Raw genomic sequence first — 25,026 nt, 5'->3', positions numbered from 1 at the left:
GAGCTAGGGGATCCTGTGGTGAACGTCCTCAAGCGGGCATGGATACCATTGGTCGTCGCCGTCGCGCTTGCCGTGGGCGGGTTCGCCGTCGAACGTCTGCACGGGATCTTTCCGATCACCACCTCGTCGAAACTCGATCCGCGCAGTCAGACCCCGCCGTACGCGTCGAAAAGCGCCACTTACGAGATCATCGGCCCGCCGGGGACGGCCGGCGTCGTCAATTGGATGGACGAAAACGCCCAGCCGCAGCGGGCGGATTTCACGACGCTGCCGTGGTCGCGCACCATCACAGCGCGGCTGCCGGGAATCTTCGCCTACGTGGTGGCGCAGGGAGATAGCGACTACATCGGTTGCCGCATAACCGTCGACGGCAAGCTTGTGGACGAGCAATCGGCGAACGGACGCAACGCCCAGATTTCCTGCCTGGACAAATCGGCATGAGTGACAACCAGGAAAAGCACCCGATCGCCCGCACGATCCGATTCCTCGCGGTTCCCATCATTCTGGTCTGGCTGGTGTTCGCGGTTGCTCTGAACGTGTTCATACCGCAATTGGAAAAGATCGCCGCAGAGACGTCAGTTCCGTTGTCGCCCACCGATGCGCCGTCGGTGAAGGGGATGAAGCGGATAGGCGAGAAGTTCAAGGAATACAACTCCGACAACCTCGTGCTGGTGACCCTCGTCGGTGACCACGAGTTGGGCGACGATGCCCATAAGTATTACGACGAGCTGGTACGTCGGCTAAGGCAAGACAGCGAAGACGTCCAGTACCTGCTGGACTTCTGGGGACACCGGTTCACGTCGTCGGGCGTGGAAAGCTATGACCACAAGGCCGCCTACGTTCAGGTCAACCTGGTGGGCAATCAAGGCGGGGCTCGCGGGAACAAATCTGTCGAGGCCGTCCGCAAGATCGTGGAGCATTCGACACCGCCGAAAGGCGTCAAGGCTTACGTGGCCGGTCAAGGAGCACTGACCGCGGACACGATCGAGGCCGGTGACAAAAGCATGCTGAAGATGACGATGATCACCGTCCTCGTCATCACGATGATGCTGCTTTTCGTTTTCCGCTCGGTTTCTACCGTGCTGCTCCTGTTGTTCGTCGTCTTCGTCGAATTGGCCGCGTCCCGGGGCGTCGTCGCGCTGCTCGCATATAGCGGCCTACTGGGCCTGTCAACGTTCGCCGTGAACCTACTCACCGCGTTGGCCATCGCGGCGGGAACGGACTATGCGATCTTCCGGCTCGGCCGCTACCAGGAGGGCCGTAGCGCCGGCATGGATCGGGAAGCCGCCTATCACGACACGTTCACGGGTGTCTCCAAAGTCATCGTGGGTTCGGGCCTGACCATCGTCGCGGCATTGTTCTGCCTGCGTTTTACCCGGCTGCCCTACTTCAATTCGCTGGGTATCCCATGCTCCGTCGGGCTGTTCGTAGTGGTCGCCGCCGGGCTCACCCTGGGCCCTGCGGTAATGACCGTGGCAAGCCATTTCGGTCTGCTCGACCCCAAGCGAGAGTTCAACTATCGGCGATGGCGCCGACTCGCAACCGCCATCGTTCGCTGGCCGGCGCCGATTCTCACCACCGCACTTGCCGCCGCCATCATCGGTGCACTGGGGCTGGCCGGCTTCAACCCGCTGTACAACGAGCGGTACTACCTGCCCGGTCGCGTCTCATCCAAAAAGGCCTACGATGCAGCGGGCCAACACTTTTCGGAGGCCCGCCTGAATCCCGATCTGCTGATGATCGAGACCGACCACGATTTACGTAATCCAACCGATCTGCTGGTCCTGGACAGGGTGGCCAAAAATATTTTCCGGCTGCCCGGTATCGAACGGGTGCAGAGCATCACCAGGCCGCTCGGTCCGCCCATCGAACACGGGTCGGTACCCTTTCAGCTCAGTGTGCAAAGCGCGCCGATCAGAGACAACCTGCAGTACCTGAAAGATCGGGTAGCCGACACGTTGAAGACTGTCGGCGACCTCGACACGATGATCGCCATTCTGGAGCGCACATACGACCTGACGCGCCAGCTAACGGAGGCCACCCACGACACGACCCGCGACCTGCAGAAACTGCAAGCCGTCACTGACAAGATCAGAGACAATGTCGCCGACTTCGACGATTTCTTCCGGCCGATCCGCAGCTACTTCTATTGGGAGAAGCACTGTTTCGACATCCCGATCTGTTGGGCGTTTCGATCCCTCTATGACGCCACCGACGGTGTCGACCAGCTCGCCGAGCAGACCGCGGCGCTCGTCGACGACGCGCAGCGGATCGACAGATTGCAGCCGCAATTGCTGGCGCAAATCCCGCCGATGATCGCGGTGTCGAAGTCGATCCGGGACATCACGTTGACCACGTACAGCACGTTCAACAGCCTGATCACACAGTTCGACCGCCTCACCGATACCAGCTCCGTGATGGGGCGGGCATTCGACGATTCAAAAGTGGACGATTCGTTCTACTTGCCTCCGGAGGTTTTCGACAACCCAGACTTCCAACTGGGTCTGAAACTGATGGTCTCCCCGGATGGCAAGGCCGCCCGTCTCATCATCACCCACGCTGTCGATCCCGCGACCACAGAAGGCATTTCGACCGTCGACGCCGAGCGCCAGGCGGCACGTGAGGCGTTGAAGTTGACCTCGCTGTCCAACGCCAACATCGAGCTCGGCGGCACCGCCGCGACCTACAAAGACATCCGCGACGGCGCAAAATTCGACCTCATGATCGCAGCAGTAGCCTCGATCATGTTGATATTCATCATCATGGTTCTCATTACGCGGGCCTTGGTAGCCGCGTTTGTGATCGTCGGCACCATCGTAGTGTCGCTGGGCGCCGCCTTCGGCTTCTCGAACCTCATCTGGCAGCACATCATTCATTTCCAAATGCACTGGGTGGCATTGGAGTTCGCTCTGATCGTGCTGTTGGCCGTGGGGTCCGACTACAACCTGATGCTCGTGTCGCGGTTCGAGGAAGAGATCGGCGCCGGCTTGAAGACCGGCATCATTCGTGGCATGGGCAGCACAGGCCCGGTGGTGACGGCCGCAGGCCTCGTATTCGCCTTCACGATGGGATCGATGATCACCAGCGACCTGCGCTCAATCGGTCAGTTCGGCACCACGATCGGCATCGGGTTGCTGTTCGACACGCTGGTCGTGCGCTCGCTCATCACACCGTCGATCGCCACCCTGCTGGGTCGCTGGTTCTGGTGGCCGAAAAAGGTGCGCACCCGGCCGGCCAGCCAGATGCTGCGGTCTGTCGGTCCCCGGCCATTGGTGCGTGCGCTGCTGGCAGAACCGTCCCGCGTGCCCAAGCGCCGGACGCCCTGACCAGTCACACGTCGATCGTCGCGCGGCAGCGCCACTGGTTGCCGGTGCGCCGAAATTCCAGCCCGGAAAGGGCAACTGCCTTCGGTGACGCGCCGATCGGCGTGACGTCGGCCAGCGACGCCACCGACATGGTCAACCGGAAGGTTTGCGCCCCGATGTCCACGTCGGCACTTGTCGGGATAACTCCTTGCGTGTCAAGCAGATAGATCAGCTGGTCGAGCGCCGCCACCAGACGATCCTCGTCGTCGGCGGCGGCCACATCCAGGCTTACGGTATCGACCGGCCGTGCATCGGAAAGGTCGACGAAGCTGGCCGCCAACCCCACTACCGCCTCGGCGAGGCACGCCTCGCGCGTGGGTCCCCACGCCTCGATCGTCACGTCGGCCGGATGCGGCACCGTTCGGTGCCCGCTGCCGGCCACGTCAGCCTTTCACCACGCCCAGCGGCACCAGCCGGGCGACCGTGCGACACAGACCGGCCTGTTCGGCGACGGCGACGACTTCCGACACGTCTTTGTAGGCCGACGGCGCCTCCTCGGCCAGCCCGCGCGCCGACGCCCCCCTGACTTGAATTCCCTGCTGCCGCTCGAGTTGGTCCCGCAGGGCCTTCGGCGACACTGAGCGGGCCGCCTGGTGCCGACTGAGCCGCCGGCCGGCGCCGTGACACGTCGAATGGAACGCGCCGCCGCCGCGCACTCCGGCCAGCACGTACGACGACGTCCCCATCGAGCCGGGGATCAGCACCGGCTGCCCCACGTCAGCCAAATCCGTTGGCAAATCAGGATGTCCGGGCGGCAATGCCCTGGTGGCGCCCTTGCGGTGGACGCAGAGCTCCAGTGTGTGCCCGTCGACCTCATGCCGCTCGATGCGGGCAAGGTTGTGCGAGATGTCGTAGACCAACTCCAGCCCCGTCCCGGTGACAGCCTCAAACACGTCGCTTGCTGACGATCCGAGGAGCTGCCGGTTGGCGCGAGCGTAATTGGCGGCAGCGGACATCGCTGCCAAGTAACGCCGACCTTCGGCGGAATCGACTGGCGCGCAGGCTAACTGCCGATCCGGGACCTGCACGCCGTGGCGGGCCATGCTCCGCTCGATCGCCCGTACCTCGTCGGTGCAGATCTGGTGTCCGAGGCCACGCGAGCCGCAGTGGATCATCACGCAGACCTGCCCGACGCGCAGCCCGAACGCCTTGGCGACCGGCTCGTCGAACACCTCCGACACCGCCTGAACTTCCAGGAAGTGGTTCCCCGACCCGAGGCTGCCGAGCTGGCGCATTCCGCGGGCGCGCGCCTGCTCACTGACCGCGCCGGTGTCGGCGTCGTCGAACGTCCCGGCATCTTCGCAGCGATCCAAGTCGAGCTCAGAGCCGCCACGACGCTCGACCACGTAGCGCGCACCTGCGCGCATGACCTTGTCCAGCTCGCCGCGGCTCACCTGCGACCACACGGCGCCCGGTCCCGCACCGCGCGGGATCCGTCTGCTCAATCCGTCCATCACCGTCGCGGCGACCGGGACGAAGTCCTCTCGGTCGAGGTCGGCGGCCAGCAGTCGCACACCGCACGAAATGTCGAATCCGACTCCGCCCGGCGAGATCACGCCGCCGTCACGCACATCGGTGGCCGCCACACCACCGATCGGAAACCCGTACCCCAGATGGATGTCCGGCATCGCATACGACGCCTCGACGATCCCGGGAAGCGTCGCGACGTTCGCCACTTGCTGCAGCAGCGGCTCCAGGTTGGTCTCGGGCAGCAGCGACTGCGAGGCGAAGATCACCCCGGGCACCAACATTTCGCCGGATCGGTCGATTCGGAAGCGAAACGGTGTTTCCGCTATCAGCGCCGACGATGAGATCCGCATACCACCATCGTGCGCTTGTCACGCGCCAGGTGGCTTTCGCGCCCGCGAAAAAGGGGTAACTAGCTCTCGCTGCACACCTGGGCCGCGGTGGTTGCGGTGTTGGGGCCGCTGCTGATCGGATGCGCCGTGGCAGGCCGCGTCAAAGGTGGCGCCGTGGCCGCGGTGCTGTTCGCCTTCGTATCCGCCTTCTGTACCGAACGTGCACCCTACTGCGGCACGCTTTTTTGACGGGTTAGCCGCTCAGCGCCGGTCGCTCGTGGTGCGCAGGGTGTCGGGAGACCACGTGCCGGGCGATGCGGACGGCGTGGTCGGAGAAGTGCTCGTATAAGCAGCCCAGTAAGGCCACGTCGGTGGCGTCTGTCCGGCCCATGTCGATCAGCCCCGCCAGTAGTCGACGATGCAACTCCTTGATGACGGCGTGGTCGTGAAGAGCGTGCCGGGGCGTTCGCGGCTCGCCGGAAAGCAACGCTTCCTGGGCGGTACGAGCCTGCGCCACCGCCAAGGCGCCCACGTCGGCTACCGGGCCGGGCAGCGAATGGCGCGGGTCCGGGCGACGCGCGACCTCGGCAACACGCATTGCCAGTTCGCACATGCGTTCCGCGTCGGCCGTGACGTGCAGTGCACTGACGACCGGGCGCAGGTCGGCAGCAATCCGCGCTTGCGACGTCAACAAGAGGAACGCCTTTTCGTCAGCGCTATAACCCATCGCCGAAATGTCGTCGTGCCTGCGGATGACACCCTCAGCCAACCCAATATCGCCCTTTAGCAAGGCATGTGCGGCGTCGTTCATCGCCTGCCCGGCCAACACACACATCTGAGCGAGCTGTGCGGTAAGCCCCGATAGCTCGTACTGAAATCGGCTGCGCATGCCTATGAATCAGCCAGGGGCACAAGGACTAAACTCGTCGCCGCGGTTTGTTACCGAACTGCGACAGAGGCTCGAAACAGCCTGCAGTTATTGGACTTTCGTGGTGGCGGCTTAAGCCGCACAGGTATGGCGCACCCTCGGAGCGAGGTGCGCCATACCGCCATGGTGAGTGAGTCGGCCGATACTGGCCGTCAACTCACTCGCCAAACCCACCTCCGGTCGAGGTGCCCGGCGCCAGCCCGATGGAATTCCCGCCAAGGCGACTGGCGGCAAATGCCGCCCCCTGGTCAATGATCGCCGCGTCGTCGGCGTAGGCGTCGTGCGCGGCGAAGTTCATCCCGTCAGAGCAGATCGGGTCCTCGGGTGCGCAAACCTTGATGGTTTTGTTCTGATAGGCCGGGCCGATGACGACCGGCGGCTCGCCGAGGAAGTTCATCGCCCGGACGTTCGGCATTCCGAACAGGACAACGGCCGCGACGTGGTCGGCGATGGCGGGGTCCAGGGGTTTCGGCACGGTCGCCGGGTCCACGCCGTCCGGCACTGCGGCCGAGGTGACGAAGCCCGTCACGGCAGCGCCCTGGGAGTAACCGCCGAGCACCATCTTGGTGTTAGGGCAGGTCTGCGCCGTGGAAACGACGTGAGCGCCTTCGTCGCGAATACCGTCGAGGCCGGTCTCCCATTGGTCACTGGCCGGGTAGTTGACCGGATAGACGTCGAATGACCTTGGACCGACACGGTTGTGCAGGTCGTCGACGAACGCCTGCCCGGTGGGACCCACGCCAGGATCTTCGCCCGTACCGCGGGCGAAGACCACCTGCACGTCGGGGCATGGCTGGGCGGAAGCGGACGGGGCGGCCGCAAGGCCGGCAAGGACGGAAGCGCCGAGGCCGCCGGCGGCGATTGCCGCGGGACCGAGGTAACGAATGAGGTTGTGATGTGCGATCATGCCGCATAGGTGCCCCTGCAAGCGCTCGCCCAAACTGGAAATTTTTGGCAATTTCTTGAGGGAATCCCGCTCGGGCTGGCCCCGTTTGACGCGCCACCGCGCGGGCTTCTCCGTCACATCCGTCTGCGACATGTCGCTGCGATTCATCCGCCGGTAGAAACGGCGCCGCCCTGGGTACTCCCAGAACCGCTGGGTCGCTGAATTCAGCGGCGGACAAAAGGGTGGCGGGATGTTGCGGCTGAGACCCCAATAGGGAATCCCCCTGAATGGAAGGAGCGGGGATGAACGGGAACATTGAGCGCTGGATGCGTCGACTGGTGGTTGCCGGCGTCGCGGTCGCTACGCTGCCGGGGCTCACCGGTGTCGGGAGCGCGCCGTCGGCGCGGGCGGCGGCGCCGGAATTTCTTCAGGTGCCCTCGGCGAGCATGGGTCACAACATCACCGTCGAATTCCAAAGCGGCGGAGCGCCGGCCGTCTACCTGCTCGACGGCTTACGGGCGCGGGACGACCGCAGCGGCTGGGACATCGAAACCAACGCATTCAACGACTACGCCGGTTCCGGGATATCGGTAGTCGCACCGGTGGGCGGGCGCTCGAGCTTCTATTCCGATTGGTACGGCTCGGCCAACGGCCAAACCTACAAATGGGAAACCTTTTTGACCAGTGAGCTGCCCGGCTACCTGTCCGGCAAAGGAGTCCGGTCGAACCGCAACGCGGTCGTCGGGGTGTCCATGTCCGGGTCGTCGGCGCTGATCCTGGCGGCGTACCACCCCGGGCAATTCGCCTACGCCGGCTCGCTGTCGGCGCTGTTGAACCCCTCCAGCGGCAACGGGCCCAGCCTGATCAAGCTCGCGATGAACGACGAGGGAGGCTTCAACCCCGAGGACATGTGGGGGCCGACGGGCGGCCCGGGCTGGCAGCGCAACGATCCCACGGTGCAGGCCGGACGACTGGCGGGCAACAACACCAGGCTGTGGATCTACAGCGGGAACGGCACACCGTCGGAAGCCATCGGTCAGGGTAGCTTGCCCGGCCAGGTGATCGAGCAGATCATTCTGCAAAGCAACGTAGCTTTCCAGGACGCCTACAACGCCGCCGGCGGCCACAACGCCACGTTCAACATCGACAGCAACGGCGTGCACAGTTGGGGCTATTGGGGTGCCCAGCTGGCGGCGATGAAGCCGGACATGCAGCGCACCCTGGGCGCTGGCGCCGGAGCGGCCTGACCCGCGGCGGTAGGCGCCGCCGGGCTGCTGCTCACTCCTCCTTGATGCCCAGCGCGGCCTCTGTCGTCGGATAAATCGGCAGCAGCCAGCGCAGTCCACACGCCGCCACAATCCGCGCGACGATCGGGTCCTGGCTGACCAAGCACAAGGTGACACCGCGGCGCCGGCACCGTTCGGCCTCGCGGGCCAGCGCCGCGTAGGCACAGCAGCCCATGAAGTCGAGGTCGCGGACGTCGACTACGACCCGACCGGGCACGGCGGCGATCGCGACCATCTCGGCCAGCAGGTATCTCCAGTCACGCTCGTTGCTCGCGTCTACTTCACCCGCGACGGAGATGATCACCGCGCGGCCGCGTTGCGAAGTGGTGGCGCTCAGCGCGCCGAGTTCGTTGGACCGCGGACTCGAATCAGCCCGCGAGCGAGAAACTTTGATTGTTGCAGAGCTCAAAACGCACTCCTATCGTGCGCGCCGTGGGCGCCGTCGAAGGATGCCGGCCCTACGTTTCTGAAGACAGCGGGATACTCATTAGTAACCCCGATGGGCCACTATGTCCAGCTTTGTGGAAATTGTCCGCAAAAAAGGCAGCGCTATGGATGGTGGGTGGGTGCCGTAATGCTGCCGATCGGGGGAGCGCCCTGGCGCGCCTTCCTCAGTAGATAGCCGTAACCGTTGGCGCGCAGACTGCACCTCAGCGAAATAGGCGCTTTGTGGTCCGACAACCACTCGGTGATTGCCGGCCACTGTTTGGCGACCGGCTCATGGTCGACATGGAGCAGCCGGAGTAATTCCGGCGCCGTCGCCGGCTCCTTTAGTCCAGTAGTGCCACCATGTGTCGCAGACGCCGTTCCCATCGCCGTGCCTCTCAGTCAGCCCGGGGCGTTACGCTCCGGGCCGGGCGTTAGCCAACTGCGCGCCACTCCACGACCGGGCGCAGTTACGTCCATGTTCGCCGTCTACCCTCAATTGAACAGCACCAAACGAACTTTCGCGGATTTTCTGCGAATTTCACCCGGCAGACCGGAGCACTGTCAGTTAGTGGCTTTGCTCCCGAGCGCCAGGCGGAATCTCCATCCGATCGACGGGCGAAATCGCGGTGATTTCCGAGTCGTGATACGGCCGCCCGTCCGGCTGGAGCAGGTCGTGAAACCACACGTCGGGCATCGCCGTGTAGGCGTGATCCCATGAGTCCCAAGGGAAGTAGGTTTGGGTCTTGCCGGCCACCAAGCCCCAGTTGATCGCGGCAACGTTGTACCGCTTGGCAATTGGCAGTATCGCCTCGATGCTGCTGCCCAGCGGCCGGGCCATGTACTCGGTACACAGGATCGGTCGCCCGAACGACAGCAGCTCAGTAATCCGCGCCTCGAACGCCGCGGGCTGGCCGTAGTTGTGGAACGTGATGATGTCCGAGTTGGCGAGTTGGGTGTCCACAATCACGCTGCGCCGCCCCGGATCTCCCCATACGCCGCGCCATACCCCACTGGTCAGCGGTTGGTCCGGATCGACTGAACGTGCCCACCGGAACACCTGGGGAAGCAGGTCTGCGACGAGTTCCTGCTTGTCTTTTCGCTCGACCTGGCCATACACCCGAGACGGGTTGTCGGGTTCGTTCCACAGGTCCCAGCCCAAAACGCGATCGTCGCTGCGGAATTGAGCCAACACCCCGGTGACATAGTCCTGCAGGACGCGACGGTATGCGCCGTCAGCGAGGTGCTCGGCTCCCGGGCTTTGAACCCAGCGGGAGTTGTGCACACCGGGCCGCGGTGCGGGCTGCTCGCCCGGTTTGGGGAAGGGATCCCAGCACGAGTCGAACAGCACGAACATCGGTTTGATGCCGTGGCGTGCTGCGATCCCCACGAACTGGGCGAGACGTCGTTGGAAGCCGCGCTGGTCCTGGGCCCACAACAGATCGTGCAGAAACACCCGCACACAGTTGAACCCGAGCAACCGGGCCCACCCCAACTCGGTGTCGATGCGGCTCGCGTCGTAGGTCTCGGCCTGGAACATTTCGAGTTGGTTGACCGCGTTGGAGGTGATGTAGTTCGCGCCGACGAGCCAGCCTTGCGCTTGGTACCACTGGTGTGCGCGCTCGGCGGGCCAGCGGCCCGGCTCCTCCGCGTAGGCGCGCGGCAGTTGGGCCAGTGCTGCGCCTGCGACAAGCACCACCGGCAGCTTCAGGACCGTCCGACGATGCACTAGCTGCCTAACCGCGGGCTGACGTTGTGTTCTTAAGGAGCGGCGGAGTCACTCCACCCGCGCACAGGCCCAGTCTACACCAATTGCACTGCACCCAAACGTGTTTGGGTGGTCGACGGCGGCTTACAAGGCTCCTATAGAATCGGCCACCCCGCCGGTGACCGCCACCCGCGCGCCGGAGATATAGCTGGCCTCGTCGGAGGCCAGCGGCACGTTCTCCCCGAACGACTTCACTTTCTCCGCGGGCATCGTCGACGGGATCAGCGGCGTCCAGATCGAGCCCGGTGCCACGCTGTTGACACGAATTCCCCTATCGCCCAGAAGTCCTTTGCCGGTGGCGTATTACGGCGGCGGCGGACCGGCGCTCGGGATATCCGGGTCCTCGTCGGCCGGCGGCTCAGCGGGTCTCCTTCAACGGGTCGTGGCCGATCGTCATCAGCCGGTGTCGCCAATTCTCTCGGCCCGCTTTGTTCACCCCCCCGGCGCTACCCGCCACCAGAAACGGCTAATCACGCGAGGCATGCGCTTACACCGCGGTAAAAGATGTGTTTGCCGTCGGGCGTCCGCATTGTGTTTGAGGTCGGTGCAGGTGGGTATGCGGCGATTGCGGGCGGCGACTGTAGTGAGCCTGGCCGCCGCCTCGAGAACGAATCCTCAAACGACGCGAACGAGAGGAGTTAGCGTGAAGTTCACCTCGACAACTGTGAAAACGGGGATTGGGGCTGCTGCACTCGCGGCTGCCGGTGTTTTCGGCGCAGGCATGGCGTCGGCCGCGCCGCCCACCATCCAATCTTTGGGAACCAGCGAATCGCTGTTCGACGGCCCGATGGTCACCAACTACACGGTGAACAACTTGCAGCCGAGCAACATGGTGATTCCCGGCTACACTCCGCAGGGCAAGCTCTACCAGGCCGACGTCACGGTGCGGTCGGACGGTGGGACCGTCACGCCGCTGATCTCGGACTTCAACGCCCGCGCGGCCGACGGGACCACCTACCGCGTGATCGACACGACGGCGGTTCCGAACGGCGTCCCGCCGGCACCGCTCAACCAGGGCCAGCAGGCCAACGGGAAGATCTACTTCGACGTGACCGGCCCGCCGCCGAACGGCGTGGTCTACAACGACGGGGTAGAGGACGTCCTGATCTGGACGACACCGTCCAACGCCACCCATCCCTGACGGTTATCGGCGGCCTCCCCGCGTCATTGACGCGGGGAGCTTGCATGCATAGGCCATTCGAAGGCGTTGCAGACAGCCGGATCGGGTATCCGAATCGCCATGAGTACCACCGACCACAGACCTGCCCGTGTGCGTCGGCAGGCGCAGCAACAGGCCGACCAAGCGCGTGCCGCGATGGAGGACCGGCGCAGCGGACAGCAGGGCGGCCTGAGCGGCTGGGTGGCCCGCCGGGCCGGCCGCTGGGACCTTTCCCGGCAGGACGAGGCCAGCTTGCACCGCCAAAAGTTCTTCTGGAATCTGTTGGTGGACTACTGGTTTCGGATGGAAATCGACGGCTGGGAGAACGTCGGCGAGCCGCCGGTACTGCTGGTGGGCATCCATTCCGGTGCGCCGTTCGTGTGGGACGCCTGGACCGTCGGGCTGCAATGGTGGCGGCGGTTCGGCTCGGAGCGCACGCTGCACGGCACCGCTCACGATGCGCTGATGGCCATCCCGGGCTTCGGCCGGTTCTTCCGGTCGATGGGGGTGCTGCCGGCAGCGCCGGACGCCATTGCCACCGCGCTGGCCGAAGGGCGTGACGTCGCGTTGTGGCCGGGCGGCGAGGTGGATTCGCTGCGCCCGTGGGCCGAGCGGGACCGCGCCAACCTCGCCGGCCGAAAAGGCTTTGTCAAGATGGCAATTCGCGCCGGCGTGCCGATCGTCCCGATCGCCACGGTAGGCGGCGCCGACGCCATGCCGGTGCTGATCCGCGGCGACAGGCTCTCCCATGCCCTGCGACTGGACAAGTTGTTGCGGCTCAAGGTGTTTCCGCTGGCGGTCTCGCTGCCGTGGGGCATCGCGCCCGCGGCGCTGCCGCAGTTTCCGCTGCCGGCCAAGATCCGCACCCGGTTCATGCCGCCCGTCGAGTTGGACCACGACCCCGCCCGCGCCGACGACGACGAGTACGTCGACGCCAAGTACCACGAGGTGCAGGACAGCATTCAGCGCGGAATGGACGCCTTGACCCGCAAGCGGGCGTTGCCGCTGTTCGGGTGACTGACTACGACGCCCGTACCGGGCTGACGGCTCGCTCGCTGACGATCCAGCGTGGTTGCGGCGGGGTCACGGCCATGTAGCCGACGCCGCGGACAGTGTCGATGATCGACTCGTGCTCGGGCCCGAGTTTGGCGCGCAGGCGTTGCACATGGACGTCGACCGTGCGGGCCCGGTGGTCGCAGTCGTAACCCCACACTTCGTGCATCAGCCGGGTGCGGGTGAACGCCTGACCGGCATGCTGCACAAGGTAATTGAGCAATTTGAACTCGGTGAGCGTCAGGTCGAGATGGCGGCCCGCCAACAATGTGGTGTAGCTGGCCGGGTGCAGCACCAGGTCGCCGAACTCCCAGATGCCTTCCAGCGAGCTGCGCCGCCGCGCGACCGCCAACCGCAACCGCGCATACAACTCCGCCGCGCTGGCGTTGGCCAACAGCACGTCGTCGAAATGCCAGTCGAGGTCGACCGCGACGAAGTCGGCGGCGTCCACAACGGCCACCACCGCGACGGCGGGCGCGGTGGCCGTCAGCCGCTGGCAGGCCTTGCGCGCCGCGGGCAGGTTGGCCCGCGCATCGATGATGGCGATGTCGGCGCGCTCGTGTTGGCCCGCGGTACTGTCGCTCAGCGGAGCCTGACGCAGCTTCTCCGCGAACAACTCCAGCGTCGGCAACACCGATGCGAAATCGGCCTGATCAGTAAGCAGCAGGACATCCACCCGTATCTCCCCTGTAGGGCAAACATCAGGTTACCCCGATCCACCCTGCATTATTCCGATACGCCGGAAATTTGATCCGGTTATCCAGACGTGCGACAGGCCCGGTCCGTCACTGCAGACCGGGCCCGTCCTTGTATCCAGCTACTGCTGGTGAGACTGCTCGCGCTTCTCCGAGGCGGCGGCGCTGCCGCGCGCGGCGTCGGCTTCGGCTTCCTTCTTGGCCGCGTCGCGTTGGGCTTCGGCCTTGTCCTGCTGGGCCTTACCCTCGCGGGCCATCTCGTCTTGGCCGAGCACGTTGCCTGCGGCTTCCTTGGCCTTGCCTTTGACGTCCTCGACGACGCCCTTCACGCCTTCCGCGGGTCCGCTCTTGTTGTCCTCCGCCATGGATTCCTCCTCATTGGCTGTCTTGCTCGTGGACCGGCCCAGGTCTCGACCGGTTATCGGCGCGGCGCAAAGACTTCGTCATCTTCGCGCTCTTCCCGCCGCGTTTCGGCGGATTCCCACCGCGCCGCGGGCTCAAACCTCCGGTTGTTTCGCCCACGCCGGGCCGGGTATGTGGAGGCGATGGAAATGTCGCTGTGGCTGGCCGGGCGTAGTCGGGACAACGCCGAAACCAATCTGGCACAACCGTCCGCCGACGTGGTGGTCGTGGGCGCCGGCATCACGGGGCTGACGACCGCTGTGCTGCTGGCCCGGGCCGGTAAGGACGTGCTGGTGTTAGAGGCGCGCAGCCCCGGCGCGGTGACCACCGGCAACACCACCGGCAAGATCAGCCTGCTGCAGGGCACCATGCTCTCGCAGATCGTGTCCCACCATGGCGCCGATATCGCGCGGGACTACGTGCGGGGCAATCGGGAGGGCCAGGATTGGCTCCTGCACTACTGCGAGGCGAACGGTGTTGCGGTTCAACGGGAGGACGCCTACACCTATGCGCAGTCGGCGGGCGAGGTGGAGACGGCGCGTGCGGAACTGGCTGCCTGCCGGTTGGCGGGACTCGACGCGGAATGGGACGACGACGCCGACGTGCCGTTCCCCTACCATGGCGGCGTGCGGCTGGCCGACCAGGCGCAGCTTGACCCAATGCCCTTGCTGGACAGCCTGATTGGTGAGCTCACTCAGCGCGGCGGTCGACTCGTCGAGGGTGTGCGGGTGCAGGGGCTCTCGCACCGCAACGGCCGCGTGCGACTGACCGCGCGGAGCGGGGACGCAGAGGTTGACGTCGACGCGGCGCAGTGCGTGCTCGCCACCGGCATGCCGATTTTGGACCGCGGTGGATACTTCGCGCGGCTGAAGCCCAACAGGTCCTACTGCATGGCGTTCGAGGTTCCCGGCGCCATCACCCGGCCGATGTTCATCTCGGCCGGTTCGCCGACCCGGTCGGTGCGATACGCGCCGGCCGGGGACGGCGAGCGGCTCGTCGTCGCCGGCGCCAGCCACGTGGTGGGCCGCAAGAGCCCCACCGCCGAGCTGGAGGAGTTGGCGTCGTGGGCGCGCGAGCACTATCCCGGCGCCACCCAGACCTACCAATGGTCTGCGCAGGACTACACGCCCGTCGACCATCTGCCCTACGTCGGGACGATCTTGCCCGGCGACGAAAAGGTGTTCATCGCAACGGGTTTCAACAAGTGGGGGCTGGCCGCCGGGGTTGCGGCGGCGCTTGTGCTCAGCGGCCGGATCCTGGGCGGGCGGATGGACTGGTCCAAGGCGTTCGCGGCGTGGAGCCCGCACGAAATCGCCGGCATCACCACGGCGGTGCGCGCGAATCTCGAGGTCGCAGTGCACATGGCCAAGGGATGGGTGGCGCCGGTGACGCGATTGGGCCGCGATTCCTCGACCGACGGCGGCGTGGTCAAGGGGCCGCCGTGGCATATGGAAGCGCAGTGCACGGTTGACGGTGTGGCGCACCGTGTTTCGCCGGTGTGCCCGCATTTGGGCGGCATCGTCAACTGGAACGACGCCGACAAGTCGTGGGAATGCCCGCTGCACGGTTCGCGGTTCGCGCCGGACGGCACGCTGCTGGAAGGACCGGCGACGCGGGGCCTGACCCGGTCGTCGTAAAGCGCTCTTCGCCGCCGAATCTGCTCCACCTCGAACGCCGCGACCAGCCATGAGGCAGGATAGGAGGTGCTGTCCTGGGGGTGGCCGCAAGGCGCTCTCGCATGCGAGGAGTCTGATGACGGAGCAGGAGCCGACGAGCACCAACGGCGTCGAGGCATTTCCACCGGACAACGGCTATCCCGGCGCAGAACCGCCACGCCGGCCCAAATACTCGCGAGTGCTGCTCAAGCTCGGCGGCGAAATGTTCGGCGGCGGGCAGGTCGGGCTGGACCCCGACGTGGTGGCCCAGGTGGCCCGCCAGATCGCCGAGGTGGTCCGCGACGGCGTTCAGGTTGCCGTCGTCATCGGCGGCGGCAACTTCTTCCGCGGTGCGCAGCTGCAGCAGCGCGGGATGGAGCGCACCCGTTCGGACTACATGGGCATGCTCGGCACCGTTATGAACAGCCTTGCGCTGCAAGACTTTCTGCAAAAAGAGGGCATCGACACGCGGGTCCAGACCGCGATCACGATGGGTCAGGTGGCCGAGCCCTACATTCCGTTGCGCGCCCGCCGGCATCTGGAGAAGGGCCGGGTGGTGATCTTCGGCGCCGGCATGGGACTGCCGTACTTCTCCACCGACACCACCGCCGCGCAGCGCGCCCTGGAGATCGGCGCCGAGGTGGTATTGATGGCCAAGGCGGTCGACGGGGTGTTCGCCGAGGACCCGCGGGCCAACCCCGAAGCAGAGCTGCTCACCGCGATCAGCCACCGCGAAGTGATCGACCGCGGCCTGCGGGTGGCCGACGCCACCGCGTTCAGCCTGTGTATGGACAATGGCATGCCGATCCTGGTGTTCAACTTGCTGACCGACGGCAATATCGCCCGCGCGGTGGCGGGTGAGAAAATCGGGACGCTGGTCACCACCTAGGAGGAGCGGCGCAAACATGATTGAGGAGACTCTCTTCGACGCCGAAGAGAAAATGGAAAAGGCCGTGTCGGTGGCCCGCGACGACCTGTCGACCATCCGGACCGGCCGGGCCAACCCCGGAATGTTCTCCCGGATCGTCATCGACTACTACGGCGCCGCCACCCCGATCACCCAGCTGGCCAGCATCAACGTCCCCGAAGCGCGGCTGGTCGTCATCAAGCCGTACGAGGCCAACCAGCTGCATGCGATCGAGACCGCGATCCGCAACTCCGACTTGGGCGTCAACCCCACCAACGACGGAACCCTGATCCGGGTGGCCGTGCCGCAGCTGACCGAGGAGCGTCGCCGCGAGCTGGTCAAGCAGGCCAAGCACAAGGGGGAGGAAGCCAGGGTTTCGGTGCGCAACATCCGCCGCAAGGCGATGGAGGAGCTGCACCGCATCCGCAAGGACGGTGAGGCCGGTGAGGACGAGGTCGGCCGGGCAGAGAAGGACCTGGACAAAACCACCCACCAGTACGTCGCCCAGATCGACGAGCTGGTCAAACACAAAGAAGGCGAGCTGCTGGAGGTCTAGCGGCCGCTCAGCAACGATGTCTGTGGCAGGCACTGATACCGGCGCAGGTACCCCGGCGAAGGGGTCGGCGCAGAAGACCTCACGGGCCGGTCGGAACCTGCCCGTCGCCATCATCGTCGGCGCGGTACTGGGCGGCGCCGTCATCGCCAGCTTGCTGTATGCGCGGTATGCGTTCGTCGGCATCGTGGCCGCCGGCGTCTTTTTGGGCACGCTCGAGGTGGTGCGGCGGCTGGGCGCCGCCGGGTACGTGATTCCGGTCATCCCGCTGGTGGTCGGCGGGCAGGCCACGCTGTGGCTCACCTGGCCGTTCGGGGCGCGCGGCGCGCTGGCCGGGTTCGGCGCCACCGTCGTGGTCTGCATGATCTGGCGGCTGCTGAGCCCCCACGGTCGTCGCGCGGCGCCGGTGCCCGACGCCTCTCCGGCCAACTACCTGCGTGACGTGTCGGCGACGGTTTTCCTGGCCGCCTGGGTCCCGTTGTTCGCGTCGTTCGCGGCGCTGCTGGTCTATCCGCAAGACGGCCCCGGCCGCGCGTTTGCGCTGGCGGTCGGCGTGGTGGCCTCCGACGTGGGCGGGTACGCGGCGGGCGTGTTGTTCGGCAAGCACCCGATGGTCCCGGCGATCAGCCCGAAGAAGTCGTGGGAAGGGCTGGTCGGGTCGCTGGTGTTCGGGGTGACTGCCACCGCCCTGACCGTGACGTATCTGGGCGGCAAGCCGTGGTGGATCGGCGTCCTGCTGGGTTTCATCCTGGTCGCCACCGCCACCCTTGGCGACCTGGTGGAATCGCAGGTCAAGCGTGACCTGGGCATCAAGGACATGGGCAGCCTGCTGCCCGGGCACGGCGGGGTGATGGACCGGTTCGACGGCTTTCTGCCGTCGGCGGTGGCCGCCTGGGTCGTGTTGACCCTGGTGCCATGAAGCTGGTGTTCGACGCGCCCCGGCGGGCCCTGCCGCCGCGGCATTTCGCCGACCTCGACGAGGCGGGCCGCGCCGCCGCCGTCGCCGAGCTGGGCCTGCCGGCGTATCGCGCCAAACAGCTCGCCCACCAGTACTACGGCCGGCTGATCGCCGACCCGCGGCAGATGACCGATCTGCCCGCCGCGGTGCGCGAGCGGGTCGCCGAGGCGTTGTTCCCGACGCTTCTTGCTCCGGCCAGCGAGATCACCTGCGATGCCGGCCAGACCCGCAAGATGTTGTGGCGGGCCGTCGACGACCCTGCCGGCACCACCTTCGAGTCGGTGCTGATGCGTTACCCGCAGCGCAATACGGTGTGCATCTCCTCGCAGGCCGGCTGCGGGATGGCGTGCCCGTTCTGCGCGACGGGACAGGGCGGGCTGACCCGCAACCTGTCCACCGCGGAGATCCTCGAGCAAGTGCGGGCCGCGGCCGTGGAGTTGCGCGACGAGTTCGGCGACCGGTTGTCGAACGTGGTGTTCATGGGCATGGGTGAGCCGCTGGCCAACTACACGCGGGTCGTCGCCGCGGTGCGGGGCATCACGTCCGGATTCGGCATCTCCGCGAGGGCGGTGACGGTGTCCACGGTCGGCCTGGCCCCGGCCATCCGCAAGCTCGCCGACGAGCGACTGGGGGTGACGCTTGCGCTGTCGCTGCACGCCCCCGACGACGAGCTGCGCGACACGCTGGTGCCGGTCAACAACCGGTGGAAGGTCGCCGAAGCGCTGGACGCCGCCCGCTACTACGCCGACGTCACCGGCCGGCGGGTGTCGATCGAATACGCGCTGATCCGCGACGTCAACGACCAGCCGTGGCGAGCCGAGCTGCTGGGCGCGCTCTTGCATCGCGCGCTGGGACCGCTGGCTCACGTGAACGTCATCCCGCTCAACCCCACACCGGGCAGCGACTGGGACGCCAGCCCGAAACCCGCGCAGCGCGAGTTCGTCCGGCGCGTGCGGGCCGAGGGCGTGTCCTGCACGGTTCGTGACACCCGTGGCCGGGAGATCGCCGCCGCGTGCGGCCAGCTGTCCGCTGAACACGTGACGTGATTCGGCGTATTTTGAACTAAACCCGGCCAGCTTTACGTGGTTAAGGCAAACATGAAAACGAAAGGCCTGCCATGAGGGTTCACTGTTCCATCCTGACGAAACTCGTTGCCCTGGTTGTCATCAGCGTCGCTCTTGCGGCAGCGCCAAGCCTGGCACCGCGTGCGCATGCAGCCGATGATCGGCTGAATTTCACCGCGACCACGCTGAGCGGAGCCCCGTTCAACGGCGCCAGCCTGCAGGGCAAGCCGGCAGTGCTGTGGTTCTGGACGCCGTGGTGCCCGTACTGCAACGCCGAAGCGCCCGGTGTCAGCCAGGTTGCGGCCGCGAATCCCGGGGTCACGTTCGTGGGCGTCGCGGCGCATTCGGATGTCGGCGCGATGCAGAACTTCGTCTCCAAGTACAACCTGAACTTCACCAACCTCAACGACGCCGACGGGTCGATCTGGGCGCGCTACAACGTGCCCTGGCAGCCTGCGTATGTGTTCTACCGCGCCGACGGCACGTCGACGTTCGTGAACAACCCGACCGCGGCCATGCCCCAGCAAGAGCTGTCCGACCGGGTGGCGGCACTCAAGTAATCGGTGGACCAAGGCCTGGTGGGTTTGGCGTTCGCCGCCGGATTGGTTGCGGCGCTGAACCCGTGCGGATTCGCCATGCTGCCCGGCTATCTCGTTCTGGTGGTACGCGGCAGCGGATCAGCGGGACTGACGTCGGTCGGCCGCGCATTGGTGGCCACCGTCGGGATGGCGCTGGGCTTTCTGACGGTGTTCGGCGTGTTCGGCGCGCTCACCGTGTCGGCGGCGGCGGCGGTGCAGCACTACCTGCCCTACGTGACGGTATTGATCGGCGTTGTGCTTGTCGCCCTTGGCATTTGGCTGCTATGCGGCCGGGAGCTGACCGTGCTGATACCCAAACAGCTTGGCGCGCAACGAGCCCCGACGGTCCGGCTGGGCTCGATGTACGGCTACGGCCTCAGCTACGCAATCGCCTCGCTGTCGTGCACCGTCGGTCCGTTTCTGGCGGTCACCGCGGCCGGTTTGCGTGGCGGATCGATCCTCGGCGGCGTGTCGATCTACCTGGCCTACGTCGCCGGGCTCACCTTGGTGGTGGGCGTACTGGCGGTCGCCGCCGCGTGCGCGAGCTCGGCGCTGGCCGATCGCCTGCGGCGAATCCTGCCGTTCGTGAACCGGGCCGGCGGCGCACTGCTGGTGGTCGTCGGGCTCTACGTCGGCTACTACGGCCTCTACGAGGTGCGGTTGTTCGCCCTACATGGGCACCCGCAGGACACCGTGATCGCGGCGGCCGGCCGCGTGCAGGGAGCGCTGGCCGGATGGGTCCACCAGCACGGCGCCTGGCCCTGGCTGCTGGCACTGCTTCTGCTGATCGCGGCCGCGCTCGCCACCGCTCGCTACCGGCGACGCCATCACGACACTTGAAATGACACCATGATGATGTCATAATGACATCATGGAGTTGCAGCCGTACATCGACGCGGTCCGCCACGAGCTCGGCGTCGCCGCCGCTGCAGGCGGGTCCGAGATCCAGGAGCTGGCCGATCGGCTGAGCGCGCCGCTGGAGTCGGCAATCCGGCTGGCGCTGCTGCAGGCTTTGGCGGCGGGTGCCGAAGAGATCACCCGCGAGCTCGCGCCGCGCTCGGTCGAGGTTCGGCTGCGCGGCCGCGACCCGGAGTTCGTCGTGAGCCCACCGCTCGACGAGCCGCCCGCCCAGGCCCCCGTGGTCGACGACGAGGGCGGTACCTGGCGGGTGACCCTGCGGTTACCGGAATCGCTGCGGACCGGGATCGAGGCCGCCGCCCGCCGCGACGGCATCTCCCTGAACGCCTGGTTGGTCCGCGCCGCCGCGGCGCGTGTCGAACCGCCGCCACGAACCGACACCCGCCATCACGTCACCGGCTGGGTGCGCTGAGAACCGACAAAGGAGGCCCGATGCCCACGTTTGCCACACCCGAGCCCATCTCCGCCCGCATCGACGCGGCCGCCGGCTCGATCCGGCTGATCGCCACCGACCGGACCGACACCGTCGTCGAGGTCAGCCCACGCGACCCGAACCGCCCCGCCGACGTCCGCGCCGCCGAACAGGCGCGGGTGTCCTACGCCAACGGTCAGCTGACCGTCGCGCCGGCGAAATTCGGCTTCCTCGGGTATCGGATGGGCGCGGTCGACATCGTCGTCGAACTGCCGTCGCACTCCCGGATCCGCGTCGCTGTGGCGTCCGCCGACGTACGCGCCGACGGCGAATTCGCGGATTTCGACTTTTCGTCAGCGAGCGGAAGCCTTGTCGCGCAATCGATTACCGGCCAGCTCAAGGCCTCCGCCTCCTCGGGCGGGGCCGACATCGCCGAGCTCGACGGTGACCTGAAGTTCCAGGCTGCCAGCGGCTCGCTGTCGCTGGATCGGTTGCGCGGCCGGGTGAAGTCGCAAACGGCATCCGGTTCGGTCCGCATCGCGGCGGCGGTCAGGGGCGCTGTTACCGCGTATACCAGCAGCGGCGCCGTCGAAATCGGTGTTCCGCAGGGCAGCGCCGCCCGCCTCGACATCATGACCGGCTCCGGTCTCGTCACCAACCGCTTGGAGCCTGCGGGTGGGCCCGAGGACGGCGACGAGACGCTGACGGTGAAGGTGCGAACCGGGTCCGGGGACGTCGATATCCACCGGGCCGTCGCGACCCTTACCTGATCCAGCCGCGGCGGCGGCCCCACCAGTCGCGCACCACGACGAACAGCGTCAGCGCGGCGAAGCTGATCAAAAACCAGTTCTCGATGTGGCCGACGTGGTTGCCGCGCAGCATCAGCAGCAGGAACCCGGCGATGCACAGCCCGAGGATGCGCCAGGTGCGGTGGTTGATCTTGCTCCAGCCCCAGTCGGCGGACGGCACGTCGGCAACATCGACCCCGGTGTGGCGTTCGACCTCGGTACCGACCACGGCGATTACCTCCAGATTGGGCTAGCTGATGCCCCGACATTCTGGCACACGCCGGGCAGAGGACCGGGCCTATGGGGCAGGCGGGGGCATCAGCACGGTGTCGAGCATGAAGAGCTGCGCGTTCGCGGTGCTGATGCCGCCGCAGGTGACGGCGGCGTCGTTGACCTTGAGGCTGTCGGCGGTGCCGGTCACGGTCAGCGTGGTGTTGGCGTCGAGCGTCTGGTGTACGCCGTCGACCTGGGCGGGGGTCAGCTGCCCGTTGACCAGGTGGTAGGTCAGCACGCTGTTGAGGAACGCCGCGTCGGTCTTGAACCGGTCCATCGTGGCGGGGTCGAGCTTGGCGAACGCCTGATCCGTCGGCGCGAACAGAGTGAACTGGGCCTTGTTCACCGTGTCGACGAGGTTCACGTCCGGGTTCATCCGGCCCGACAGGGCCTGGGTCAGCGTCGTCAGCCGAGGGTTGTTCGACGCGGCGACGGCGACCGGGTCTTTGGCCATGCCCGACACCGAACCGGGCCCGGTGGGCACCTGCTGCTCGTACTCCGCACAGCCGGGGCCGATGGGATTCCCTGCGGGAGCAGCGGTTCCGGTGGTGGTCGCGGCCGTGGGCGAGGTGATGACCACTGTGGTGGTCACGGTGGATGGCGCGGATTGGACCGGTTCGTGGACCTCGGTGGTACAGGCCGACGACACCGTCACTGCCAGCGCGACGACGCCGGCCGCGGCAAGCGGTCTGTTCATGCTGCCATCCTCTCGGTAGGTGTTCGTCCCCTTTCCCGCTTTGGTCTGGCGCTAAACGCGAGGGTTAGACAGGCGCGGCACAATGAATTGGTGACAAGCGACCGCCTGCGCGTCCTGGTGCTGGGCAGCACCGGCTCGATCGGGACCCAGGCGCTGGAGGTCATCGCCGCCAACCCCGATCGCTTCGAGCTGGTCGGGTTGGCCGCCGGCGGCGCGAACCCCGACCTGCTCGCCCGGCAGCGCGCCGAGACTCAGGTGACGAACATAGCCGTCGCCGACGAGGGCGCGGCGATCGGCGACGTCACCTACCGCGGCCCCGACGCCGTCACCCGGCTGGTCGAGAACACCGACGCCGACGTCGTGCTCAACGCCCTGGTCGGCGCGCTGGGCCTGCGGCCGACGCTTGCCGCGCTGGCAACCGGCGCCCGGCTGGCCCTGGCCAACAAGGAGTCGCTGGTCGCCGGCGGGCCGCTGGTGCTGCAGGCGGCCAAGCCCGGCCAGATCGTGCCCGTCGACTCCGAGCACTCCGCGATGGCGCAATGTCTGCGCAGCGGCGGCCCGCACGAGGTCGCCAAGATCGTGCTGACCGCCTCGGGCGGGCCGTTCCGCGGCTGGTCGGCCGCCGACCTCGAGCACGTCACTCCCGAGCAGGCCGGCGTGCATCCGACCTGGTCGATGGGCCCGATGAACACGCTGAACTCGGCGTCGCTGGTCAACAAGGGGCTCGAGCTCATCGAGACCCACCTGCTGTTCGGCATCCCGTACGAGCGCATCGATGTCGTCGTGCACCCGCAGTCGATCGTGCATTCGATGGTCACCTTCACCGACGGCTCGACGATCGCCCAGGCCAGCCCGCCGGACATGAAGCTGCCGATCGCGCTGGCCCTGGGCTGGCCGGACCGCGTGCCCGGCGCCGCGGCCGCCTGCGACTTTTCCACCGCGTCGAGCTGGGACTTCGAGCCGCTGGACACCGCGGTGTTTCCGGCTGTCGAGCTCGCCCGGCAGGCCGGCCGGGCCGGCGGCTGCCTGACCGCCGTCTACAACGCGGCCAACGAAGAAGCCGCGGCGGCGTTCCTGGCCGGGCGGATCCGTTTCCCCGCGATCGTTCGCACGATCGCCGAGGTGCTGAGCGCCGCCGACCAATGGTCGCAATTACCCGCTACCGTGGAAGACGTACTCGACGCGCAGCGCTGGGCCCGCGAACGGGCGCAGCGTGCCGTCACACAGGAGGTCATACCTACCCGATGATGTTCGTCGTCGGCATCGTGGCATTCGCGCTCGCCATCTTGATCTCGGTGGCGCTGCACGAGTGCGGTCACATGTGGGTCGCGCGCGCCACCGGGATGAAGGTGCGCCGCTACTTCGTCGGCTTCGGCCCGACGCTGTGGTCGACGCGGCGCGGCGAAACCGAATACGGCCTCAAGGCGATCCCGGCCGGCGGCTTCTGTGACATCGCCGGGATGACGGCGGTCGAAGAACTGCGGCCCGACGAACGCGACCGCGCCATGTACAAGCAGAAGACCTGGAAGCGCAGCGCGGTGTTGCTGGCCGGTCCGGGGATGAACTTCCTGATCGGCCTGGTGCTGATCTACGGCATCGCCGTCATCTGGGGGCTGCCGAACCTGCACCCCGACACCCGCGCTGTCGTCGGCGGAACCGCTTGTGTGGCACCGGAAGTCAGCAAGGGTGAGCTCGGCCAGTGCACCGGTCCGGGGCCGGCGGCCGTCGCCGGGATCAAGCCCGGCGACGTGATCGTCAAGGTCGCCGGCAAGGACGTGCGCAGCTTCGCGGACGTGCAGGCCGCCGTACAGCCGCGCAGCGGGCCCACACCGGTGGTGGTGGAGCGCGACGGCCGCCGGCTCGAGTTCACCGTGAACGTCGCGCAGACAAAGCGGTTCACGTCCCAGCACGCCGACTCCGCGTCGACCGTCGGCGCGATCGGGATCAGCAGCAGCGCGCTGTCCGGGCCGACGAAGTACAACGTGCTGACCGCGGTGCCCGCCACCTTCACGTTCACCGGCGACCTGTCCGTGGAGCTGGGGAAGTCGCTGGCCAAGATTCCCACCAAGGTCGGCGCGCTGGTGCACTCGATCGGCGGCGGAGAACGTGATCCCGAAACCCCGATCAGCGTCGTCGGCGCCAGCATCATCGGCGGCGACACCGTCGACCACGGGCTGTGGGTGGCGTTCTGGTTCTTTTTGGCCCAGTTGAACTTCGTGCTGGGCGCCATCAACCTGCTGCCGCTGCTGCCGTTCGACGGCGGGCACATCGCGATCGCGGTGTACGAGAAGATCCGCAACATGATCCGGTCGGCGCGCGGCATGGTCGCCGCGGCGCCCGTCAACTACCTCAAGCTGATGCCGGCCACCTACGTCATCCTGGTCGTGGTGGTCGGCTACATGCTGCTGACCGTTACCGCCGACCTGGTCAACCCGATCAGGTTGTTCCAGTAGGAG

26 protein-coding genes and 1 pseudogene are annotated in these 25,026 nt (G+C 66.7%); 16 read left to right on the top strand and 11 right to left on the bottom strand.

Annotated features, from left to right (window positions below; genetic code table 11):
* Positions 1-18 precede the first annotated feature (18 nt).
* The gene (locus AWC14_RS05855) at positions 19-441 is read left to right on the top strand and encodes an MmpS family transport accessory protein (protein ID WP_193393834.1); all 423 of its coding nucleotides are present in this window, start codon (positions 19-21) and stop codon (positions 439-441) included.
* A complete protein-coding gene (locus tag AWC14_RS05850) occupies positions 438-3,326 on the top strand; it encodes an MMPL/RND family transporter (protein ID WP_045376881.1) in 2,889 nt (962 codons plus the stop codon). The genes AWC14_RS05855 and AWC14_RS05850 overlap by 4 nt, the downstream gene beginning before the upstream one ends.
* A 4-nt stretch (positions 3,327-3,330) precedes the next feature.
* Here AWC14_RS05850 and AWC14_RS05845 read toward each other — a convergent pair whose 3' ends face one another.
* The 4 genes from AWC14_RS05845 to AWC14_RS05830 form a co-directional block, all read right to left on the bottom strand.
* Positions 3,331-3,747 (bottom strand): archease, encoded by a 417-nt coding sequence (locus tag AWC14_RS05845; RefSeq protein ID WP_045376884.1) that lies wholly within the window; start codon positions 3,745-3,747, stop codon positions 3,331-3,333.
* 1 nt (position 3,748) lies between these two features.
* Entirely contained in the window at positions 3,749-5,185 is a 1,437-nt protein-coding gene (locus AWC14_RS05840; protein WP_045376887.1) for an RtcB family protein, read from the bottom strand.
* A gap of 232 nt (positions 5,186-5,417) precedes the next feature.
* Complete coding sequence (locus AWC14_RS05835) at positions 5,418-6,053, bottom strand: phosphate signaling complex PhoU family protein (protein WP_045376890.1); 636 nt, start codon at positions 6,051-6,053, stop codon at positions 5,418-5,420.
* A 196-nt stretch (positions 6,054-6,249) separates the two neighbouring features.
* Complete coding sequence (locus AWC14_RS05830; protein ID WP_045376965.1) at positions 6,250-6,999, bottom strand: cutinase family protein; 750 nt, start codon at positions 6,997-6,999, stop codon at positions 6,250-6,252.
* Between the two features lie 281 nt (positions 7,000-7,280).
* On the opposite strand from AWC14_RS05830, the gene AWC14_RS05825 reads away from it, so the two are divergent.
* On the top strand, positions 7,281-8,225 hold the full coding sequence (locus AWC14_RS05825; RefSeq protein WP_045376893.1) for an esterase family protein: 945 nt from the start codon (positions 7,281-7,283) through the stop codon (positions 8,223-8,225).
* Positions 8,226-8,256: 31 nt separating this feature from the next.
* On the opposite strand, the gene AWC14_RS05820 is transcribed toward AWC14_RS05825, so the two are convergent.
* The 3 genes and pseudogenes from AWC14_RS05820 to AWC14_RS05810 form a co-directional block, all read right to left on the bottom strand.
* Entirely contained in the window at positions 8,257-8,673 is a 417-nt protein-coding gene (locus AWC14_RS05820; RefSeq protein WP_081968078.1) for an anti-sigma factor antagonist, read from the bottom strand.
* 585 nt (positions 8,674-9,258) lie between these two features.
* Entirely contained in the window at positions 9,259-10,419 is a 1,161-nt protein-coding gene (locus AWC14_RS05815) for a glycoside hydrolase 5 family protein (protein ID WP_045376896.1), read from the bottom strand.
* Between the two features lie 123 nt (positions 10,420-10,542).
* Positions 10,543-10,743: pseudogene (locus tag AWC14_RS05810) on the bottom strand (hypothetical protein); the annotation flags it as partial.
* Between the two features lie 358 nt (positions 10,744-11,101).
* Here AWC14_RS05810 and AWC14_RS05805 point away from each other — a divergent pair.
* The gene (locus AWC14_RS05805; RefSeq protein WP_045376902.1) at positions 11,102-11,599 is read left to right on the top strand and encodes an MPT63 family protein; all 498 of its coding nucleotides are present in this window, start codon (positions 11,102-11,104) and stop codon (positions 11,597-11,599) included.
* 99 nt (positions 11,600-11,698) lie between these two features.
* Entirely contained in the window at positions 11,699-12,634 is a 936-nt protein-coding gene (locus AWC14_RS05800) for a lysophospholipid acyltransferase family protein (RefSeq protein WP_045376905.1), read from the top strand.
* A gap of 4 nt (positions 12,635-12,638) precedes the next feature.
* On the opposite strand, the gene AWC14_RS05795 is transcribed toward AWC14_RS05800, so the two are convergent.
* Together AWC14_RS05795 and mbp1 are read right to left on the bottom strand one after the other, a co-directional pair.
* Entirely contained in the window at positions 12,639-13,352 is a 714-nt protein-coding gene (locus AWC14_RS05795; RefSeq protein WP_045376908.1) for a winged helix-turn-helix domain-containing protein, read from the bottom strand.
* Between the two features lie 135 nt (positions 13,353-13,487).
* On the bottom strand, positions 13,488-13,730 hold the full coding sequence (gene mbp1, locus AWC14_RS05790) for a microaggregate-binding protein 1 (RefSeq protein WP_045376912.1): 243 nt from the start codon (positions 13,728-13,730) through the stop codon (positions 13,488-13,490).
* A 186-nt stretch (positions 13,731-13,916) separates the two neighbouring features.
* Here mbp1 and AWC14_RS05785 point away from each other — a divergent pair, with 186 nt between their 5' ends.
* From AWC14_RS05785 to AWC14_RS05745, 9 genes are all read left to right on the top strand, one after another.
* Positions 13,917-15,404 carry an FAD-dependent oxidoreductase gene (locus tag AWC14_RS05785; RefSeq protein ID WP_045376971.1) on the top strand — a complete coding sequence of 496 codons (1,488 nt, stop codon included), beginning with the start codon at positions 13,917-13,919 and terminating at the stop codon, positions 15,402-15,404.
* 115 nt (positions 15,405-15,519) lie between these two features.
* The gene (pyrH, locus tag AWC14_RS05780) at positions 15,520-16,311 is read left to right on the top strand and encodes a UMP kinase (protein WP_081968080.1); all 792 of its coding nucleotides are present in this window, start codon (positions 15,520-15,522) and stop codon (positions 16,309-16,311) included.
* 16 nt (positions 16,312-16,327) lie between these two features.
* Positions 16,328-16,885, top strand: coding sequence for a ribosome recycling factor (frr, locus tag AWC14_RS05775; RefSeq protein WP_045376915.1), 558 nt, complete (start codon positions 16,328-16,330; stop codon positions 16,883-16,885).
* Positions 16,886-16,907: 22 nt separating this feature from the next.
* Positions 16,908-17,801: a phosphatidate cytidylyltransferase gene (locus AWC14_RS05770; protein ID WP_235215865.1), complete on the top strand. Its 894-nt coding sequence runs from the start codon at positions 16,908-16,910 to the stop codon at positions 17,799-17,801.
* Complete coding sequence (gene rlmN / locus AWC14_RS05765) at positions 17,798-18,886, top strand: dual-specificity RNA methyltransferase RlmN (RefSeq protein WP_045376921.1); 1,089 nt, start codon at positions 17,798-17,800, stop codon at positions 18,884-18,886. The genes AWC14_RS05770 and rlmN overlap by 4 nt, the downstream gene beginning before the upstream one ends.
* Positions 18,887-18,978: 92 nt before the next feature.
* Positions 18,979-19,464: a disulfide bond-forming protein DsbE gene (dsbE, locus tag AWC14_RS05760; RefSeq protein ID WP_428838948.1), complete on the top strand. Its 486-nt coding sequence runs from the start codon at positions 18,979-18,981 to the stop codon at positions 19,462-19,464.
* A 3-nt stretch (positions 19,465-19,467) separates the two neighbouring features.
* The gene (locus AWC14_RS05755; protein ID WP_045376932.1) at positions 19,468-20,322 is read left to right on the top strand and encodes a cytochrome c biogenesis CcdA family protein; all 855 of its coding nucleotides are present in this window, start codon (positions 19,468-19,470) and stop codon (positions 20,320-20,322) included.
* A 31-nt stretch (positions 20,323-20,353) separates the two neighbouring features.
* On the top strand, positions 20,354-20,812 hold the full coding sequence (locus AWC14_RS05750) for a hypothetical protein (protein ID WP_045376935.1): 459 nt from the start codon (positions 20,354-20,356) through the stop codon (positions 20,810-20,812).
* A 20-nt stretch (positions 20,813-20,832) separates the two neighbouring features.
* Positions 20,833-21,582 (top strand): DUF4097 family beta strand repeat-containing protein, encoded by a 750-nt coding sequence (locus AWC14_RS05745; protein ID WP_045376938.1) that lies wholly within the window; start codon positions 20,833-20,835, stop codon positions 21,580-21,582.
* Here the strand turns inward: AWC14_RS05745 and AWC14_RS05740 are convergent.
* Together AWC14_RS05740 and AWC14_RS05735 are read right to left on the bottom strand one after the other, a co-directional pair.
* A complete protein-coding gene (locus tag AWC14_RS05740; protein ID WP_045376941.1) occupies positions 21,575-21,829 on the bottom strand; it encodes a DUF2631 domain-containing protein in 255 nt (84 codons plus the stop codon). The two genes, AWC14_RS05745 and AWC14_RS05740, sit on opposite strands and share 8 nt — an antisense overlap.
* A 69-nt stretch (positions 21,830-21,898) precedes the next feature.
* Positions 21,899-22,570, bottom strand: coding sequence for a fasciclin domain-containing protein (locus AWC14_RS05735; RefSeq protein ID WP_045376943.1), 672 nt, complete (start codon positions 22,568-22,570; stop codon positions 21,899-21,901).
* A gap of 87 nt (positions 22,571-22,657) precedes the next feature.
* Between AWC14_RS05735 and dxr the strand changes: the two genes are divergently transcribed.
* Together dxr and AWC14_RS05725 are read left to right on the top strand one after the other, a co-directional pair.
* Positions 22,658-23,818, top strand: a complete 1,161-nt coding sequence (gene dxr / locus AWC14_RS05730; RefSeq protein ID WP_162267204.1) for a 1-deoxy-D-xylulose-5-phosphate reductoisomerase — start codon at positions 22,658-22,660, stop codon at positions 23,816-23,818.
* Positions 23,815-25,023: a M50 family metallopeptidase gene (locus AWC14_RS05725; RefSeq protein WP_045376949.1), complete on the top strand. Its 1,209-nt coding sequence runs from the start codon at positions 23,815-23,817 to the stop codon at positions 25,021-25,023. Before dxr ends, AWC14_RS05725 begins: the two co-directional genes overlap by 4 nt.
* Positions 25,024-25,026: the final 3 nt, after the last annotated feature.

This window comes from Mycobacterium kyorinense (assembly GCF_002101735.1).
GTDB classification, from domain to species: Bacteria; Actinomycetota; Actinomycetes; order Mycobacteriales; family Mycobacteriaceae; genus Mycobacterium; species Mycobacterium kyorinense.
Note: the sequence above shows the minus strand (reverse complement) of the source record. Positions and strands in the feature narration are given on the sequence as shown.